Genomic DNA, 15,431 nt, shown 5'->3' on the forward strand with positions numbered 1-15,431 from the left:
CTTCCTGGCAAGCGTGCGCCGGACAAGGGGCCTTTAGGGCCCCTTGTTTTTGGGTGCTTGCCCTTCCGCTACAATTAGGCGGCCATGAAGACCCTCTATCCTCCCCTGGAACCTTACGCTATTCACTGGCTGGAGGCGGACGGCCACCGCATCTACTACGAGGAATGCGGCCGTCCCGAGGGCATTCCGGTAGTATTTCTCCACGGAGGGCCAGGCTCTGGCTGCAAGCCCGATCATCGCCGCTTCTTTGATCCCGCCCGTTACCGCATCGTCCTGGTCGATCAGCGCGGCTGCGGTCGCAGCGAACCCTTAGGCGAGATCCGCGCCAACGACACGGCCAAGCTGATCGAGGACTTGGAAGCCATCCGCGCCGGTTTGCAGATCAACCGCTGGCTGCTGTTTGGCGGCTCCTGGGGGGCGACGCTGGCTTTGGCGTATGCCCAGCGGCATCCCGAGCGCGTGCTGGGCCTCATCCTTAGAGGCGTGTTTTTGGCGCGCCAGGCGGATCTGGACTGGTTCGTCAAGGACGGGGTGCGCCGGATCTATCCGGATTATTGGCACCAATTGCTTAAAAGCTTGCCGGTTTCGAGCTGGAGCGATTTGATCGAGGGGATGTACCGCGCGGTGATCGGCCACAACGAAGCCTTGCAGCTTCGCGTGGTCGAGGCCTGGAACCGGTGGAGCGCGGCGGTCACCTTAGGCGATCGGTTCGATCCCAACGCCCTGCCTGCGCCAGAGGAGCTTTTGCCCAAAACCAAGATCGAACTTCACTACGCCGCCCATCGCTATTTTTTGGAGGAAAACCAGATCCTCCAAAACTGCCAGAAAATTCGCACTCTGCCGTGCACGATCATCCACGGCCGTTGGGATCTGGTGTGTCCGCTGGAGGCTGCGTTCTCCCTGCGGCGCAAGCTGCCGGGAGCGAGACTGAAGATTCTGGAGCATTCCGGCCACCTCGCCGCTGGCGAGGAGATGATCGACGCCCTCGTGGATGCGACCGACCAAATGGCGGAGCAGCTGGCGTGAGGCAAAAACGCTTGATCGTGGCTTTGACCGGCGCCACCGGTGCGATCTACGGCGTGCGCCTACTCGAGATCCTGCACGCCTTGCCGGATTGGGAAACCCACCTGATCGTCTCCCGCGCCGGCTGGGTCAATCTCCGGCACGAGTTGGGGCTCAAGAAATCCGAGCTCAAGGCCAAAGCCGACGTTTACCACGCGGTTGACGACATCGCCGCACAGCCGGCCAGCGGCGCGTTCAAAAGCGAGGGGATGGTGATCGCGCCTTGCTCGATGCGGACCCTGGCGGCGGTGGCCTGGGGTCTTGGCGACAACCTCATCACCCGCGCCGCCGACGTGACTCTCAAAGAACGCCGCCCTTTGGTCGTGGTGCCGCGCGAGACGCCCTTGAATCTGGCGCATCTGCGCAACATGGTGGCCGTCACCGAGATGGGCGGAATCGTCTTTCCGCCGCTGCCGGCGTTCTATGGCCGCGAGAAATCCTTGTCTGAACTGATCGACGAAACCGTGGGGCGCATTTTGGGGTTCTTCGGCATCGAAGTCGATGGCCTGGTGGAGAGCTGGCAGGGCTTGCCTAAGCGCCGCCCTCAAGAGGGCGGCACGTCCACAGCGTCGCTGTAGACCTCGATGCCCAGCCTGGCCGCCACCTCGCGGGCGCGGCTCGTCGCATAAGGCGAGATGGCGATCAGGCGATCGGCGCGGCGCTGGTGCAGCTTCTCGTAAAACCGCGCTTTGCGTTCGAAGAGATACACATCGCCTTTATCCAGCGAAGATTTAATCTCGCACAGGATCAACGCGCCGTTGCGGATGATCACATCCAGTTCGATCTGATCGGGCCGTCCGAAAACTTCGCCGCTCGCGTCGAATTCGATCACGTGGAGGACTTCTACTTTGAAGGTCTTGCTCAAAATACCGGCCAACGCATCACGGAAAGCGCGCTCTGAGCTGATGCCCCACCTTGCCCCTAGAGCCTGCATCTGGCGGCCAAGCCGGTCGGCTACGGCCAGAATTTCTTGGTGGACTTCCTCAAATCTCCGGCTGTTCTCTTCCCATTTTTTGGCCTCTTCGGCGCGTTCTTGCTCCCATTTTTGGTTCCACTCTTGCCATTTTTTGGCGTCTTCAATGCGCTCTTGTTCCCACCTTTGGCTCCACTCTTGCCATTTGCGCTGCTGTTCTTCCCATTTTTTGGCCTCTTCGGCGCGCTCTTGTTCCCATTTACGGTTCCACTCGTCCCACTTGCGGGCGTCCTCCGCCCGTTGCTCTTCAAAGCGGCGGTTCCACTCCTCGCGCTCGCGGCGAAACTCGGCGAGCATCTCCCAAAACCTTTGATCGGTTTCTTGTTTGCCGGCCGCGTAGGTTTGAACGAGCGCCAAAATCTGCGCGCGCACTGCTGAGTCTTCAGCTAACAGCCGGGGAAGTTCTTTGCGCAAAAGCTCGATCAATTCTGCGTTGGTCATAAGTCGGAGATTACCTCATAGATGGCCTGGCACAGCGCGCCGATCTCGTCTTCGGCGATGCAGTAGGCCGGCATAGTATAAATCAGCTTGCCAAACGGCCGCAGCCACACCCCGCGCTCGACCAACTTCGGGGTAATCGCTGCAAGATCGACCGGCGCTTTCAGTTCCACCACCCCGATCGCGCCCAAAACCCGCACCTCCGCTACCGCAGGGAGCGTTTGGCACGGCGCCAAGCCTTGGCGAAGGCCGGCTTCGATGCGAGTCACATTGGCCTGCCAGTCGGATTCTAAAAGCAGATCGAGGCTTTCGGCCGCCACCTGGCACGCCAAGGGATTGGCCATGAAGGTCGGGCCGTGCATCAGGCACTTGGCCTCGCCCGCGCAGACCGTCGCGGCGACCTCGGCGGTGGTCAAGGTGGCCGCCAGGCTCAGGTAGCCGCCGGTCAAGGCCTTGCCTAGGCACAAAATGTCTGGACGGATGCCGGCGTGCTCGCAGGCAAAGAGCCTGCCGGTGCGGCCAAAGCCGGTGGCGATCTCGTCGGCGATGAGGAGAATCTTGAATTCATCGCACAACCGCCGGGCTGTCCGCAAGTAGTCGGGGTGATAAAACCACATCCCGCCGGCGCCTTGGACGATGGGTTCCAAGATCAAGGCGGCGATTTCGCGGTGGTGGCGCTCGATGATTGCCGCGAGCGGCTGGGCGTCTTTGGGGTCCCAAGGATCGCCAAAGCGGCACGAGGGTCTTGGGGCGAAAAACTGCTTGGGCAAGAATCCGGCAAACAACCGATGCATGCCGGTGACCGGATCGCACACCGCCATCGCGCCGAAGGTATCGCCATGATAGCCGCCGCGCAGGGCCAAAAACTTGCGTTTGGCGGCTTGCCCTTGCGCCTGAAAATATTGCAAGGCCAGCTTCAAGGCGACCTCCACCGCGACCGACCCCGAATCGCAGAAAAAGATTTTTTCCAGCCCCGCCGGGACGAGCTTAAGCAGCCGTTGGCCCAGGGCGATCGCCGGCTCGTGGGTAAGCCCCCCAAACATCACGTGCGCCAGGCGCTCGAGCTGGGTATTTAAAGCCGCGTTGAGGCGCGGGTGGCGGTAGCCGTGGACGGCGCACCACCACGAGGCCATGCCGTCGATGAGCTCTCGCCCGTCGGCCAGCTTCAAACGCGTGCCGCGCGCCTCGACCACCGGCCAGACCGGCTGGCCGGGCAAGGCGCTGTAAGGGTGCCACAGGTGGGCGCGGTCGAACGCCAGTCCTTCGTCCCAGTTCATCTCGCCCTAAAGTTTTGCCAGAGGCTTCCGCTAATAGAGGTGAACGCAAGTTCGTCTTAACCTGACTTTAAGGAGGATACGAAAATGCCCAGCGTAATCAACACCAACATGATGGCGCTCATCACCCAGCGCAGCCTGAACCGCACCGAAGGCATGATGAACTCGGCTATGGAGCGGCTGGCTTCGGGCCTTCGCATCAACAGCGCCAAGGACGACTCGGCGGGCTTGGCCATCGCCACCCGCTTCGACGCCCAGGTGCGGGGGCTGTCGGTGGCGATGCGCAACGCCGGCGACGGCATCTCCATGGCCCAGACCGCCGAAGGGGCCTTGGGCGGCATGACCGAGATGCTGCAAAAGCTCCGCGGGCTGGCGGTGCAGGCGGCCAACGCCACCAACTCCGACTCCGACCGCGCCTCTCTAAACGCCGAGGCCCGCCAGATCATCGACGAGATCCAGCGCCTCGCCGAGCAGACCCACTTCAACGGCACCAAGCTCCTCGACGGCAGCTTCGGCACCAAGGTGCTGCAGATCGGCGCCAACGCCGGCGAAACCTTTGCCATTAGCCTCGGCAAGGTGACCACCGACAAGCTCGGCGCCGGCCAGAGCGCCGGCGTCTCGACGGTGGCGACCGATAACGCCTTCCAAAACGGCGATCTGATCATCAACGGCGTGGCGATCGGGGCCTCCTTGGCCAGCGACGACACCGCCTCCACCGATAACGCCTCGGCCTCGGCCATCGCCAAGGCGGCGGCGATCAACCGCGTGTCGGATCAAACCGGCGTGATCGCCAAGGTCAACGCGAACGTGGTCGCCGGACAGAACATGACAGGAGCGGGAGCAGACGATGCTACGGTGGACATTAATGGCGTAACCATTAGCCTAGCCGTGGGAGGAACCGATCTTGCAGCGGATCGCAAAGCGATCGTGACCGCGATCAACGCGGTCAAGGACCAGACCGGGGTGGAGGCGATCGACACCGGCCAGGATTCGACCGGAATTACTTTGAAAGCGGTCGACGGAAGAAATATCCAGATTGCTAATTTTAGTTCCACTGGTGGCTTATCGCTAGCCAATTATGGCCTGGCTGCTGCGGGCACTTATGAAGGCAGCGTGACCCTGGTTTCCACCAACGGCAAGCCGATCAAGGTCGAGGCCGGCACCAACGGCGAGCTCGGATTAAAGCGGGTTGGCCTGGTGGCCGGCACGTACGAGGCGCAAGTCGCCACCGTCTCGACCTTGGACGGCAAGAGCGTCACTAATCAAGCATCTCATATAACCGCGTCCAGTGGGGTTGGCCAAAACGTAGCCCTCAACGACGGCGATCTGGTGATCAACGGGGTGGCAATCCAGGCCGCGCGCGCCACCGACGACACCGCCTCCGACACCACCGCCAACTCCTCGATCAAAGAGGCTTCGGCCATCGCCATCGCCGCGGCGATCAACCGCGCCAGCGACGCCACCGGCGTGACCGCCACTGCCGACGCCAATATCGTCGAAGGTACGGGAACGACCGCGGGTACGGCGGGCGACTCCGGTACGGTGTGGATCAACGGCGTGGAAACTGCCCAAATTACCTTGCTAGGGGATGCAGAGAAGGACAGAGCCCAAGCGGTGGCGGCCATCAACGCCATTGCCGACCGCACCGGCGTACGGGCCGAAGATACCGGCTCAGTGGTTCGCCTGATCGCAGCCGACGGGCGCAACATCAGCATTGTGGTTGACAATAAGGGCGGTAGCTTAGCCGCAGCGAATATCGGCCTTGGTGGCATTCGCACCGCTGATGTAGGTTCTACTAGCTATGCAGAAGAGGCGGTGACCTACTACGCCACCGTCACCCTGCACTCGGCCAAGGCGATCGACATTCAGGCCGGGATCAACGGCAAGACCGCGCTCGAGAACCTCAACTTCAGAGCCGGCACCTACGGCGGGGCAGAGACCGGCCAGTTCTTGAAGGACGTTGACATCTCCACGGTGGCCGGGGCCAACAAGGCGCTGGAGGCCATCTCCAACGCCCTGGAGACGATCAACAGCGTGCGCGGGGACTTGGGCGCGGTGCAAAACCGGCTCGAATCCACCATCGCCAACATCCAGGTCAACCGCGACAACTTGATCGCCTCCAAGTCGCGGATCATGGACGCGGACTTCGCCGAGGAGACCACGAACCTGGCCAAGGCCCAGATCCTGCAGCAGGCCGGGGTGGCGATGCTGGCCCAGGCCAAGCAGGCCCCCCAAAACGTGCTCTCGCTCTTGCGGTAAGTGGCCCACTTCGGGGCGGGCTTTTAGGCTCGCCCCGTTTTGTCTTTGGGAGGATAGGGTATGGCCAGCATCACCTCTTTAGGCATCGGTTCCGGACTCAACATCCAGGACCTGGTCGGCAAACTGATCGAGGCCGAAAAAGCGCCCACCCAGACGAGAATCAACCGCCAGCGCGACGATATCCAGGCTAGGCTCTCGGCCTTCGGGCAGATCAAAAGCGATCTGGCTTCCTTGCGCGAGGCGCTGACGAACTTGAAATCGCCCCTCTTCTGGCAGCGCCGCCAGGCCGTCTCGAGCAGTGAGTCGATTTTGACCGCCACCGCCGGCGCGGTCGCGCGCGAGGGCAATTACCAGATTCAAGTCAACCGTCTGGCCCAATCGCAGGCCGTGGCCACCGGCGCCTTTGCCTCGGTGGACGAGGTGGTTGGGACCGGCACGTTGACCATCCGCTTTGGCTCCTGGAGTTACGATGGAAGCGGCAACCCGCAAACTTTCACCGCCGACCCGCAGGCGGTGAGCCAAACCCTGACCATCGACGCCAGCAACCACACCCTCTCTGGCATTCGCGATGCGATCAACCGCGCCGGGATCGGGGTGCGCGCCTCCATCGTCAACGACGGCTCCGGCTACCGGCTAGTGCTCTCTTCGACCGAGACCGGAGCAAAGCGCGCGCTGGAGATCAGCGTCAGCGACGGCAACCCCACCGACAATCAGGGGCTCTCGCGCCTGGCGTTCAACGCCTCGGCGTTCAACCTCAGCGAGACGCGCAAGGCTCAGGACGCCGAGCTCGTCGTCGATGGCCTGACCGTGACTTCGGCCAGCAATCTGGTCGCGGGGGTAATCGACGGGGTGAGCTTGAATCTCAAAAGCGCCTCGCCCGGCACCCCGGTCAACTTGAGCGTCGGGATGGATGCCAAGGCGATAGGCGACGCCTTGCAAAAATTCGTCGATGCCTACAACCAGCTCAAAGGGCACGTCGCCGAACTGACCGCCTTCAACGAGGACAACGGCAAACCCAACGGGGTGCTGCTCGGCGACGGGACGCTGCGCTCGATCGACAACCAGCTCAAGCGCATGCTCGGGCAGGTGGTGCCGGGGTTGGAGAGCGCCGGCATCCGCTCGCTGGTGGATGTGGGTTTGGAATTCGACCGCCAGAGCGGCAAACTGAGTCTGGATACGGACAAGTTCCAAACCTTGGTGCGCACCCAGCCGCAGGCGCTGCAGGCTTTGTTTGCCACCCAAGGCACGACCAGCGACGCCCAGGTTCAGTACTTCGGGGCTACGTCCAAAACCCAGGCCGGCGCCTATGCGGTCGAGGTCACGCGGCTGGCGACCCAGGGAAGCTATGCGGGCGCCTCGGTGCTGCCGGATTTTTCCACCCCGTTCGTGGTGGATGCTGGCAACGACGAGTTCACTATCGAGGTCGATGGGGTGCGTTCCGGCGCCATCGCCCTCACTCAAGGCAGTTACGCCTCGGGCGCCGAGCTGGCTCAGGAAATCGCAAACCGGATCAACAACGATGCCGCTTTGAAGGCCGCCGGGCGCCATGTGGAAGTGACCTACGACGCCGATCAAAACCGGCTGCTTCTGACCTCAGCCGCGTACGGTTCGGCTTCGAATATCGCCTTCGTCGCGGTCGATGCCAACACCGCCACCCAGCTTGGGTTTAGCGTAGGCGCGGGCACCCAAGGCCAGGACGTGGCCGGCAAGATCGGCGGGGTCGAGGCGGTCGGGCGCGGCCAGTTTTTGACCGGCGCCGCCGGCACCCCGAGCGAGGGCTTGCAGCTTAAGATCGTCGGCGGTTCGGTGGGCGAGCGCGGCAGCGTGACCTTGGTGCGCGGGGTCGCCGACCGGCTCGACGATATGATCCGAAATCTTACCGAGACCGGCGGTCCCTTGGGCGGCGCGCTGGAGGGCTTGAACCAGCGCTTGGCCAAGCTGGCCGAGCAAGAAAAGCGCCTGTCCGAGCGGATGGAGCGGCTCGAAGAGTTTTACCTGAAACGATTCAACGCCATGGACAAGCTGGTCGCTAAGTTCAAGGCGACTTCGGACGCCTTGACCCAGCAGCTCAAGGCCCTGCAACCGCCAACCGAAACCAAGTGAGGTGACACTATGTACGCGGCAAGACGTTTGGAGCAGTATCGCCACATCGATCTAGAAACCCAAGTCGCCGAAGCCGACGGCCACCGCCTGGTGCAGATGTTGTTTGACGGCGCCATCGAGCGCGTTCAAGCCGCCAAGGCGGCGCTTGAGGCGGGGAATCTAGCGCGCAAGGGCGAGCTGGTCGGCAAAGCCTTGACCATCTTGGGGGGCTTGCGCGAGACCTTGGACTTTAAAGCCGGGGGCGAGCTGGCGGAGAACCTCGACTTTTTGTATGAGTATATGCAGAGAACGCTGCTTAAGGCGCACGCCGAAAATCGCCTTGAGGGCTTTGAGGAAGTGTTAAAACTCCTGCGCCCGCTGGCGGAGGCTTGGCGCAGCATCCCCGAATCCGCCCGCCGCGCGTTCGGTCAGGGAGCTGCGACTTGAGGAAAGAAATCCTTTCCGGGAGGTCGAGCCATGAAAATAAACCCAGCTTTCCGATACGCTTATCTGTCCACCTCGGTTTTTCAGGGCAGAGGGGAGGAGCGGAAAACGGAGGTGGCTCGGCCGAAAGCGGAAACGGCGGCGACGCGGCAGGTGGATCCCAAGCAGCTCCAGCAGGCGGTCAAAGAGATCAACGACCACTTGCAGCTGGTCCGCCGCAACTTGGAGTTTTCGGTGGATAAGGACACCCGGCAGATCGTCGTGAAGGTGATCGATGCGGAGACGGGGGAGGTGGTGCGCCAGATTCCCCCAGACGCCGTGCTGGAGCTGGCCAAGTTTCTGCGCGAGCGGGAGGGCAAGGGCCTGTTTTTGGCGCAGCAGGTCTAAAGGAGAGGGCGGATGGAAAAGTCTTTGCTGGAATTGGCCGAGGCAATGCGCCTTGCGGCCGAGGCGGGCGATTTTGAAACGGTCTCGGCGCTTTTAGAGAGGCGCCAAGCCTGTCTCGAGGAAAGTCTCGCGCGGGCCGCGGACGATCCAAGGGTGTACGAGGCCCTGGTTCAAATGGCGACGCAAGATCAAGCAATCCTCGAGCGCATCCTCAAGGAGCAGGAGCGGATCCGAGATGAGCTCGCCAAACTCCGGGCGAGGCGGCGGATGCGCGCGGCTTATTTAAAGAACATGGCAGGCTATGAGTAAGGGTGAATTTCAAAAGATCGCTCAGCTCAATGCCAAGTTGCTGCAAGCGGCGGCGATGGCGAATTGGCCGCGCGTGCGTGTCCTGGAGGCCGAGCGCCGGCGCTTGCTGCGCCGATGTTTGGAGGCTTTGCCCGAGCCGGATTTTCTAGGCTGCTTGCAGGGCGTAGTCCAAACCGACCGTAAGCTCATCCGCCTGCGGCTGGCTTCGCCAGGGCGAGCGCGCACGGTCAGGTGCGGTGGAGAATAAGCTCGAGCGCCAGCTTGCTGCCGAAATACGCCAGCAGCAGCGCGGCAAATCCCCACAGCGTCCAGCGGACGGCGGTCCGTCCCCGCCAGCCAAAGCGCCAGCGCCCCCACAGCAGCACCCCGAATGTGAGCCAAGAGAAAATCGACAGCACGGTCTTGTGAACCAGGTGCTGGGCGAACAGATCCTCGACAAACAGCCAGCCGCTGAGCAAAGACAGGCTAAGCAGCACGAACCCCGCGCCGATCATCTGAAACAAGAACGCTTCCATGGTCTCGAGCGGCGGGAGAGAACGCACGAACCAGCCGGCCCGTTTGCGGTGCAGTTGAACGTCTTGGCAGGTCAGCAGCAATGCCTGCAAGGCGGCGACGTTGAGCAGGCTGAACGCGAGGATGGAAACGAGGATATGGATTTGCATGGCAAAGGAAAGGTCTTTGAGCACGTGCACCTCGACCGCAAAAACCAGTCTAAGAAGCAAAGTAACGGCGGCCAAAGGCAATACCAAAAGCCCCAGCTTGTCCACCGGTTTGTCCAGGGCGGCGAGCAAAAATAAAAGCACCACCATTGCGCTGACCAAGACCGCGGTGCTGAAAAAGCTCAGATCCACGCCTTGAGGAGTGAGCATCAGCCGGGTTAAAGCGCCGCCGTGCAACAGCAGCGCCACCCAGGTCAGAGCGAGCGCGATGAAGCGGTTGGATCTGGGCGGCCGGCGCCAAAGCAGAGCCGTGGCAATCAGGTACAGGGCGATGGCAAAGGCGGCAGTCAACAAAGCTTCCCTCTTGATCCTAGTCTGGCATAATGTAAAGCCGGCGTGCCGGCCTGAAAGCGATCCCATATTGTATTGCAGCTAAGAGTGCAAAATGTTCGACAATCTCTCTGAACGGTTAACCCAAGCTTTGAAAAAAATCCGCGGCCACGGTCGCCTCACCGAGGCCAACATCCAAGACACCCTGCGCGAGGTGCGGATGGCGCTGTTGGAGGCCGACGTCGCCTTGCCGGTGGTTAGGGCGTTCATCGAGCGGGTCAAGACCCGGGCGCTGGGCCAAGAGGTGCAGGCCAGCCTGACCCCGGGACAGGCGTTGATCAAGATCGTGCACCAGGAACTCATCGAGGTGATGGGTGGGGCCAGCCAGGGATTGAACCTGGCCACCCAGCCGCCGGCGGTGATCCTGATGGCGGGCCTCCAGGGATCGGGCAAGACCACCACGGTGGCCAAGCTGGCGCGCTGGCTGAAAGAGCGGCAACAGAAGAAGGTCGCGGTGGTCAGCGCCGACGTCTATCGGCCGGCGGCCATCGAGCAGCTTGAGGTTCTGGCGCGCGAGGTGGGGGTCGAGTTTATTCCTGCCTCTCCGGCGGAGGATCCGGTAGCGATCGCCAAACGCGCGCTCGATCACGCCAGAAAACGCCTGCTAGATGTCCTGATCATCGACACCGCCGGGCGTTTGCACGTGGACGCTGAGATGATGGCCGAAATCCAGGCTCTTCACGCGCAGGTCGAGCCGATCGAGACCCTGTTTGTGGTGGACAGCATGACCGGTCAGGATGCGGTCAACACGGCCAAGGCGTTTCACGACGCGCTGCCCTTGACCGGCGTGGTGCTGACCAAGGCGGATGGGGACGCCCGGGGCGGGGCGGCGCTGTCGATCCGCTACGTCACCGGCAAGCCGATCAAATTTATCGGGGTGGGAGAAAAGAGCGACGCGTTGGAGCTGTTCCACCCCGACCGGATCGCTTCTCGGATCCTCGGAATGGGGGACGTGCTCAGCTTGATCGAGGAGGTCGAGCGCAAGATCGACCGGCAAAAAGCCGAAAAGCTGGTGCAAAAGCTGCAAAAGGGCAAAGGCTTTGACCTTGAAGACTTGCGCGACCAGCTGATCCAGCTCAACCGGATGGGTGGGATCGCCAAATTCCTGGACAAGCTGCCTGGCGCGAGAGAGCTGCCTAAGCAGCTTAAAGAAAGCATAAACGACCGCGAGATCGACCGCCAGATCGCCATCATCAACTCGATGACGCCCCAGGAGCGTCGTTTCCCGGCGGTGATCAATAACTCCCGCAAGCGGCGCATTGCGGCAGGATCGGGGGTGCAGATCCAGGACGTCAACCGGCTGCTCAAGCAGTACGCGCAGATGGAGAAAATGATGAAGAAAATGAAAAAAATCAAAGGATTCCCGGGTATGCCGAAGCTGCCGTTTTGAGTAAAGCCCGCGCTGCAGTGACCGCCATGACTCAGCTTATCGACCGCTTCCATCGCCGCATCACGTATCTGCGCGTCTCCATCACCGACCGCTGCGACCTGAGGTGCCTGTATTGCATGGCCGAGGAGATGACTTTCCTGCCCAGGGCGCAGATTCTGACGCTGGAGGAGATATACACCCTCGCTTCGGCGTTTGTGGCGCTTGGGGTGGAGAAAATCCGCATCACCGGCGGCGAGCCTTTGGTGCGGCGCGGTGCGTTGGAACTGATCGAACGGCTCGGCCGCCTGCCGCTCAAAGAGCTGACTTTGACTACTAACGGCATGCGCCTTGCCGAATGCGCCAGAAGGCTCGCAGAGGCGGGGGTGAGGCGGATCAACATCAGCTTGGACAGCTTAAAACCCGAACGCTTCCGGCGCATTACCCGCTTTGGCGAATTGGAACGCGTGCTTTGCGGAATCGACGCGGCCCGGGAAGCCGGATTTGCCAAGATCAAGCTCAACTGCGTGGTGATGAAAGGCTACAACCACGATGAGGTCGTCGATCTGGTCCGCTTTGCCGTGACCAAGGGGCTGGACATCAGTTTCATCGAGGAGATGCCTTTAGGGATGATAAAAGAGCACGACCGGGCGGCGGTGTATTATTCCTCGGATCAAGTGCGCGCGGATCTGGAGCAAGCTTTCCGGTTGGTGCCGACTGCCGAGCGCACCGGGGGGCCGGCGCGCTACTTTAGGGTGGTCGGGACCGATACCCGGGTTGGCTTTATCTCTCCCCACAGTCATAATTTCTGCGCCGACTGCAATCGCGTCCGGCTGACCGTTGAAGGACGGTTGCTTTTGTGTTTGGGCAACGAGCACTCGGTGGATCTCAAACGGGTGCTGCGTCGTTATCCGGGCGATGCGGATAAATTGCGCCAAGCTATCTGCCAGGCGATGGCGATCAAGCCGGAAAGGCATCATTTTGATCTTAACGAGCGCCCTATCCTCCTCCGCCACATGAACGCGACCGGAGGTTGACGATTAATTTTTTTGCAAGTGCTTGGAGGTTATGTGACCCAGAATCTCGATCTGCGCGAATTGGCCGGGACGCTGTTTCAGGATCCCGACCCGGAAGAGACCCGAGAGTGGATAGAGGCCCTGGAGGCGGTCATCCGGGTCCAGGGGGCATCGCGCGCGCATTATCTGATCGAGCGCTTGATCGACAAGGCGCGCCGCAGCGGCGTCAACATCCCGTTTTCGGCCACTACCGCCTATATCAACACCATTCCGCCGCACCTGGAAAAACGCTGTCCGGGGGATATGGCGATCGAACGCCGGATCCGCTCCTACGTGCGCTGGAACGCGATGGCCATGGTGGTGCAGGCCAACCGCAAATCCACCGAATACGGTGGCCATATCGCCACCTTTGCTTCGGCGGCTACCTTGTACGAGGTGGGGTTTAATCACTTTTTCCGTGCTCCCACGCCGGAGTTCGGCGGCGATCTGGTGTATTTCCAAGGCCACGCCGCCCCAGGAATTTATGCTCGGGCTTTCCTTGAAGGGCGTTTAACGGAGGAACATTTGCACCGTTTCCGTGCCGAGGTGGCCGGTAGAGGGCTATCTTCTTACCCCCATCCCTGGCTGATGCCGGATTTCTGGCAGTTTCCTACCGTCTCCATGGGCCTAGGCCCCTTGATGGCGATTTATCAGGCGCGCTTTATGCGCTACCTGCACGACCGAGGATTGCTCGACACTTCGGGGCGCAAGGTTTGGTGCTTCGTCGGCGACGGGGAGATGGACGAGCCTGAATCAATCGGCGGTTTGGCGCTGGCGGGCCGGGAGCGTCTGGACAACTTGATCTTCGTGGTCAATTGCAACCTGCAGCGGCTGGACGGCCCGGTGCGCGGCGACGGCAAGATCATCCAGGAGCTGGAAGGGTTGTTCCGCGGCGCCGGCTGGAACGTCATCAAGGTGATCTGGGGGTCGCGCTGGGATCCTTTGCTGGCTCAGGACACCAAGGGATTGCTCAAAAAGCGCATGGAGGAGGTGGTGGATGGCGAGTACCAGACCTACAAGGCCAAGGATGGAGCCTACGTGCGCAAGCACTTCTTCGGTAAATACCCAGAACTCCTCGAGATGGTCGCCCATATGTCGGACGAGGAGATCTTTCGCCTCAACCGCGGCGGCCACGATCCGCAGAAGATCTATGCCGCCTATGCCGCGGCCGTCGAGCATACCGGCCAACCGACGGTGATCCTGGCCAAAACCATCAAAGGGTACGGCTTGGGCGAGGCGGGGGAAGGACGCATGACCGCGCATCAGCAAAAGAAGCTGGAAGAAAACGCGTTGCGCCAATTCCGCGACCGCTTCGACATCCCGATTCCCGACGCCAAGCTGGCCGAGGCGCCTTTCTATAAGCCGCCACCCAACAGTCCGGAAATCGAGTATCTGCATGAGCGCCGCCGCGCTTTAGGGGGATATCTTCCCCAGCGTCGCCGCCAGTCCAGCAGAAGGCTTCCCCCACCCCAGTCTCAGGCGTTCGACTTTGCGCTCAAGGGAAGCGACGGGCGCGAGATGTCCACGACGATGATGTTCGTTCGGATCCTGACCGGATTGCTGCGCGATTCCAAGTTTGGCAAGCACGTGGTGCCGATCGTCCCCGACGAGGCCCGAACCTTTGGCATGGAAGGCTTGTTTCGCCAGTGCGGGATCTATTCCCACGTCGGTCAGCTTTACGAGCCCGAAGACGCCGGTGAGATCGCCTATTACCGCGAAGACCAAAAAGGCCAGCTTTTGGAGGAGGGCATCACCGAGGCCGGGGCGATGGCCGAATGGATCGCTGCGGCCACCTCTTACAGCAACCACGATTTGCCCGTGGTGCCGTTCTATATTTACTACTCGATGTTCGGCTATCAGCGCGTGGGCGATCTGTGCTGGGCGGCAGGGGATATGCAGGCGCGCGGGTTTTTGGTGGGGGGGACCGCAGGCCGCACCACCTTAGCCGGCGAGGGATTGCAGCATCAAGACGGGCACAACCTGCTGTTCTTCTCGGCGGTTCCCAACTGCGTCACTTATGATCCGTGTTTTGGTTACGAGTTGGCGGTCATCATCCGCGACGGCCTGCACCGGATGCTGGAGAACGGCGAGAACGTCTATTACTACCTGACGGTGATGAACGAAAACTACCCCCATCCGCCGCTGCCGGAAGGGGCGGAAGAGGGTATCCTCAAAGGTATGTACCGTCTCTCCGGGGACGCCGACGCTCAAGTCCAGCTCCTCGGTAGTGGCACGATCCTGCGCGAGGTGATCGCCGCCGCAGAACTCTTGGAGAAGGACTTCGGGATCGCCGCGGCGGTCTGGAGCGTGACCAGCTTTGCGAACCTCCACCGCGACGGGATGCTGTGCGAGCGCTGGAACCTGCTCCATCCCGACGCCGAGCCGAAAAAACCCTACGCCACGGCCTGTCTGGAGCCGACCCAAGGGCCGGTGGTGGCGGCGACCGATTACATTCGGGCTCACGCCGAACAGATTCGCCGCTTGGTGCCGCGCGCTTATTACGCGTTAGGCACCGATGGCTTCGGGCGCAGCGACGTGCGCAAAGCCTTGCGCCGGTTTTTCGAAGTGGACCGGCATGCGATAGTCGTGACGGCGCTCAAGGCCTTGGCGGATGAGGGCAAGGTCGAGCCGGCGCAGGTTAAGGAAGCGATTGCCAAGTACGGAATCGATCCCGACAAGCCGGCGCCGTGGACGGTATGAGGCAAGCGTTATAAACAACCACAGGGTGAAAGG

The 15,431-nt window shown here is 61.6% G+C and carries 14 protein-coding genes; 11 read left to right on the top strand and 3 right to left on the bottom strand.

The features are described 5' to 3' along the window. The first annotated feature begins 84 nt into the window (after window positions 1-84). On the top strand, window positions 85-1,026 hold the full coding sequence (gene pip, locus ACYQ3M_RS10410; protein WP_460036018.1) for a prolyl aminopeptidase: 942 nt from the start codon (window positions 85-87) through the stop codon (window positions 1,024-1,026). Beyond that, complete coding sequence (locus tag ACYQ3M_RS10415; RefSeq protein ID WP_460036019.1) at window positions 1,023-1,640, top strand: UbiX family flavin prenyltransferase; 618 nt, start codon at window positions 1,023-1,025, stop codon at window positions 1,638-1,640. Before pip ends, ACYQ3M_RS10415 begins: the two co-directional genes overlap by 4 nt. Here ACYQ3M_RS10415 and ACYQ3M_RS10420 read toward each other — a convergent pair. Together ACYQ3M_RS10420 and bioA are read right to left on the bottom strand one after the other, a co-directional pair. Continuing rightward, on the bottom strand, window positions 1,607-2,476 hold the full coding sequence (locus ACYQ3M_RS10420; RefSeq protein ID WP_460036020.1) for a PD-(D/E)XK nuclease family protein: 870 nt from the start codon (window positions 2,474-2,476) through the stop codon (window positions 1,607-1,609). The genes ACYQ3M_RS10415 and ACYQ3M_RS10420 overlap by 34 nt on opposite strands. Beyond that, window positions 2,473-3,750, bottom strand: coding sequence for an adenosylmethionine--8-amino-7-oxononanoate transaminase (bioA, locus tag ACYQ3M_RS10425; RefSeq protein ID WP_460036021.1), 1,278 nt, complete (start codon window positions 3,748-3,750; stop codon window positions 2,473-2,475). The genes ACYQ3M_RS10420 and bioA overlap by 4 nt, the downstream gene beginning before the upstream one ends. A gap of 84 nt (window positions 3,751-3,834) precedes the next feature. On the opposite strand from bioA, the gene ACYQ3M_RS10430 reads away from it, so the two are divergent. The 6 genes from ACYQ3M_RS10430 to ACYQ3M_RS10455 are packed head-to-tail and all read left to right on the top strand — an operon-like array spanning window position 3,835 to window position 9,475. Continuing rightward, window positions 3,835-6,006, top strand: coding sequence for a flagellin N-terminal helical domain-containing protein (locus ACYQ3M_RS10430; RefSeq protein ID WP_460036022.1), 2,172 nt, complete (start codon window positions 3,835-3,837; stop codon window positions 6,004-6,006). 60 nt (window positions 6,007-6,066) lie between these two features. Further along, window positions 6,067-8,109 carry a flagellar filament capping protein FliD gene (gene fliD, locus ACYQ3M_RS10435; protein ID WP_460036023.1) on the top strand — a complete coding sequence of 681 codons (2,043 nt, stop codon included), beginning with the start codon at window positions 6,067-6,069 and terminating at the stop codon, window positions 8,107-8,109. 9 nt (window positions 8,110-8,118) lie between these two features. Next, window positions 8,119-8,535 carry a flagellar export chaperone FliS gene (gene fliS, locus ACYQ3M_RS10440; protein WP_460036024.1) on the top strand — a complete coding sequence of 139 codons (417 nt, stop codon included), beginning with the start codon at window positions 8,119-8,121 and terminating at the stop codon, window positions 8,533-8,535. Window positions 8,536-8,565: 30 nt separating this feature from the next. After that, on the top strand, window positions 8,566-8,919 hold the full coding sequence (locus tag ACYQ3M_RS10445; protein ID WP_460036025.1) for a flagellar protein FlaG: 354 nt from the start codon (window positions 8,566-8,568) through the stop codon (window positions 8,917-8,919). A 12-nt stretch (window positions 8,920-8,931) separates the two neighbouring features. Next, window positions 8,932-9,228 (top strand): flagellar protein FliT, encoded by a 297-nt coding sequence (gene fliT, locus ACYQ3M_RS10450; RefSeq protein WP_460036026.1) that lies wholly within the window; start codon window positions 8,932-8,934, stop codon window positions 9,226-9,228. Then, entirely contained in the window at window positions 9,221-9,475 is a 255-nt protein-coding gene (locus tag ACYQ3M_RS10455; RefSeq protein WP_460036027.1) for a hypothetical protein, read from the top strand. Before fliT ends, ACYQ3M_RS10455 begins: the two co-directional genes overlap by 8 nt. Here the strand turns inward: ACYQ3M_RS10455 and ACYQ3M_RS10460 are convergent. Continuing rightward, window positions 9,456-10,241, bottom strand: a complete 786-nt coding sequence (locus tag ACYQ3M_RS10460; protein ID WP_460036028.1) for a cytochrome C assembly family protein — start codon at window positions 10,239-10,241, stop codon at window positions 9,456-9,458. The two genes, ACYQ3M_RS10455 and ACYQ3M_RS10460, sit on opposite strands and share 20 nt — an antisense overlap. Before the next feature lie 91 nt (window positions 10,242-10,332). On the opposite strand from ACYQ3M_RS10460, the gene ffh reads away from it, so the two are divergent. The 3 genes from ffh to aceE are packed head-to-tail and all read left to right on the top strand — an operon-like array spanning window position 10,333 to window position 15,398. Beyond that, window positions 10,333-11,667, top strand: a complete 1,335-nt coding sequence (gene ffh / locus ACYQ3M_RS10465) for a signal recognition particle protein (protein WP_460036029.1) — start codon at window positions 10,333-10,335, stop codon at window positions 11,665-11,667. Window positions 11,668-11,693: 26 nt separating this feature from the next. Continuing rightward, a complete protein-coding gene (moaA, locus tag ACYQ3M_RS10470) occupies window positions 11,694-12,680 on the top strand; it encodes a GTP 3',8-cyclase MoaA (RefSeq protein WP_460036030.1) in 987 nt (328 codons plus the stop codon). Between the two features lie 33 nt (window positions 12,681-12,713). After that, entirely contained in the window at window positions 12,714-15,398 is a 2,685-nt protein-coding gene (aceE, locus tag ACYQ3M_RS10475) for a pyruvate dehydrogenase (acetyl-transferring), homodimeric type (protein ID WP_460036031.1), read from the top strand. Window positions 15,399-15,431: the final 33 nt, after the last annotated feature.

This window comes from Methylothermus subterraneus, assembly GCF_054656915.1.

Bases quoted from the DNA above. Each gene is read 5' to 3' on its own strand.
- fliD (WP_460036023.1), top strand. From the start codon at position 6,067: ATGGCCAGCATCACCTCTTTAGGCATCGGTTCCGGACTCAACATCCAG.
- bioA (WP_460036021.1), bottom strand. From the start codon at position 3,750: ATGAACTGGGACGAAGGACTGGCGTTCGACCGCGCCCACCTGTGGCAC.
- ACYQ3M_RS10430 (WP_460036022.1), top strand. From the start codon at position 3,835: ATGCCCAGCGTAATCAACACCAACATGATGGCGCTCATCACCCAGCGC.
- pip (WP_460036018.1), top strand. From the start codon at position 85: ATGAAGACCCTCTATCCTCCCCTGGAACCTTACGCTATTCACTGGCTG.
- fliT (WP_460036026.1), top strand. From the start codon at position 8,932: ATGGAAAAGTCTTTGCTGGAATTGGCCGAGGCAATGCGCCTTGCGGCC.
- fliS (WP_460036024.1), top strand. From the start codon at position 8,119: ATGTACGCGGCAAGACGTTTGGAGCAGTATCGCCACATCGATCTAGAA.
- ACYQ3M_RS10455 (WP_460036027.1), top strand. From the start codon at position 9,221: ATGAGTAAGGGTGAATTTCAAAAGATCGCTCAGCTCAATGCCAAGTTG.
- ffh (WP_460036029.1), top strand. From the start codon at position 10,333: ATGTTCGACAATCTCTCTGAACGGTTAACCCAAGCTTTGAAAAAAATC.
- ACYQ3M_RS10445 (WP_460036025.1), top strand. From the start codon at position 8,566: ATGAAAATAAACCCAGCTTTCCGATACGCTTATCTGTCCACCTCGGTT.
- ACYQ3M_RS10420 (WP_460036020.1), bottom strand. From the start codon at position 2,476: ATGACCAACGCAGAATTGATCGAGCTTTTGCGCAAAGAACTTCCCCGG.
- moaA (WP_460036030.1), top strand. From the start codon at position 11,694: ATGACTCAGCTTATCGACCGCTTCCATCGCCGCATCACGTATCTGCGC.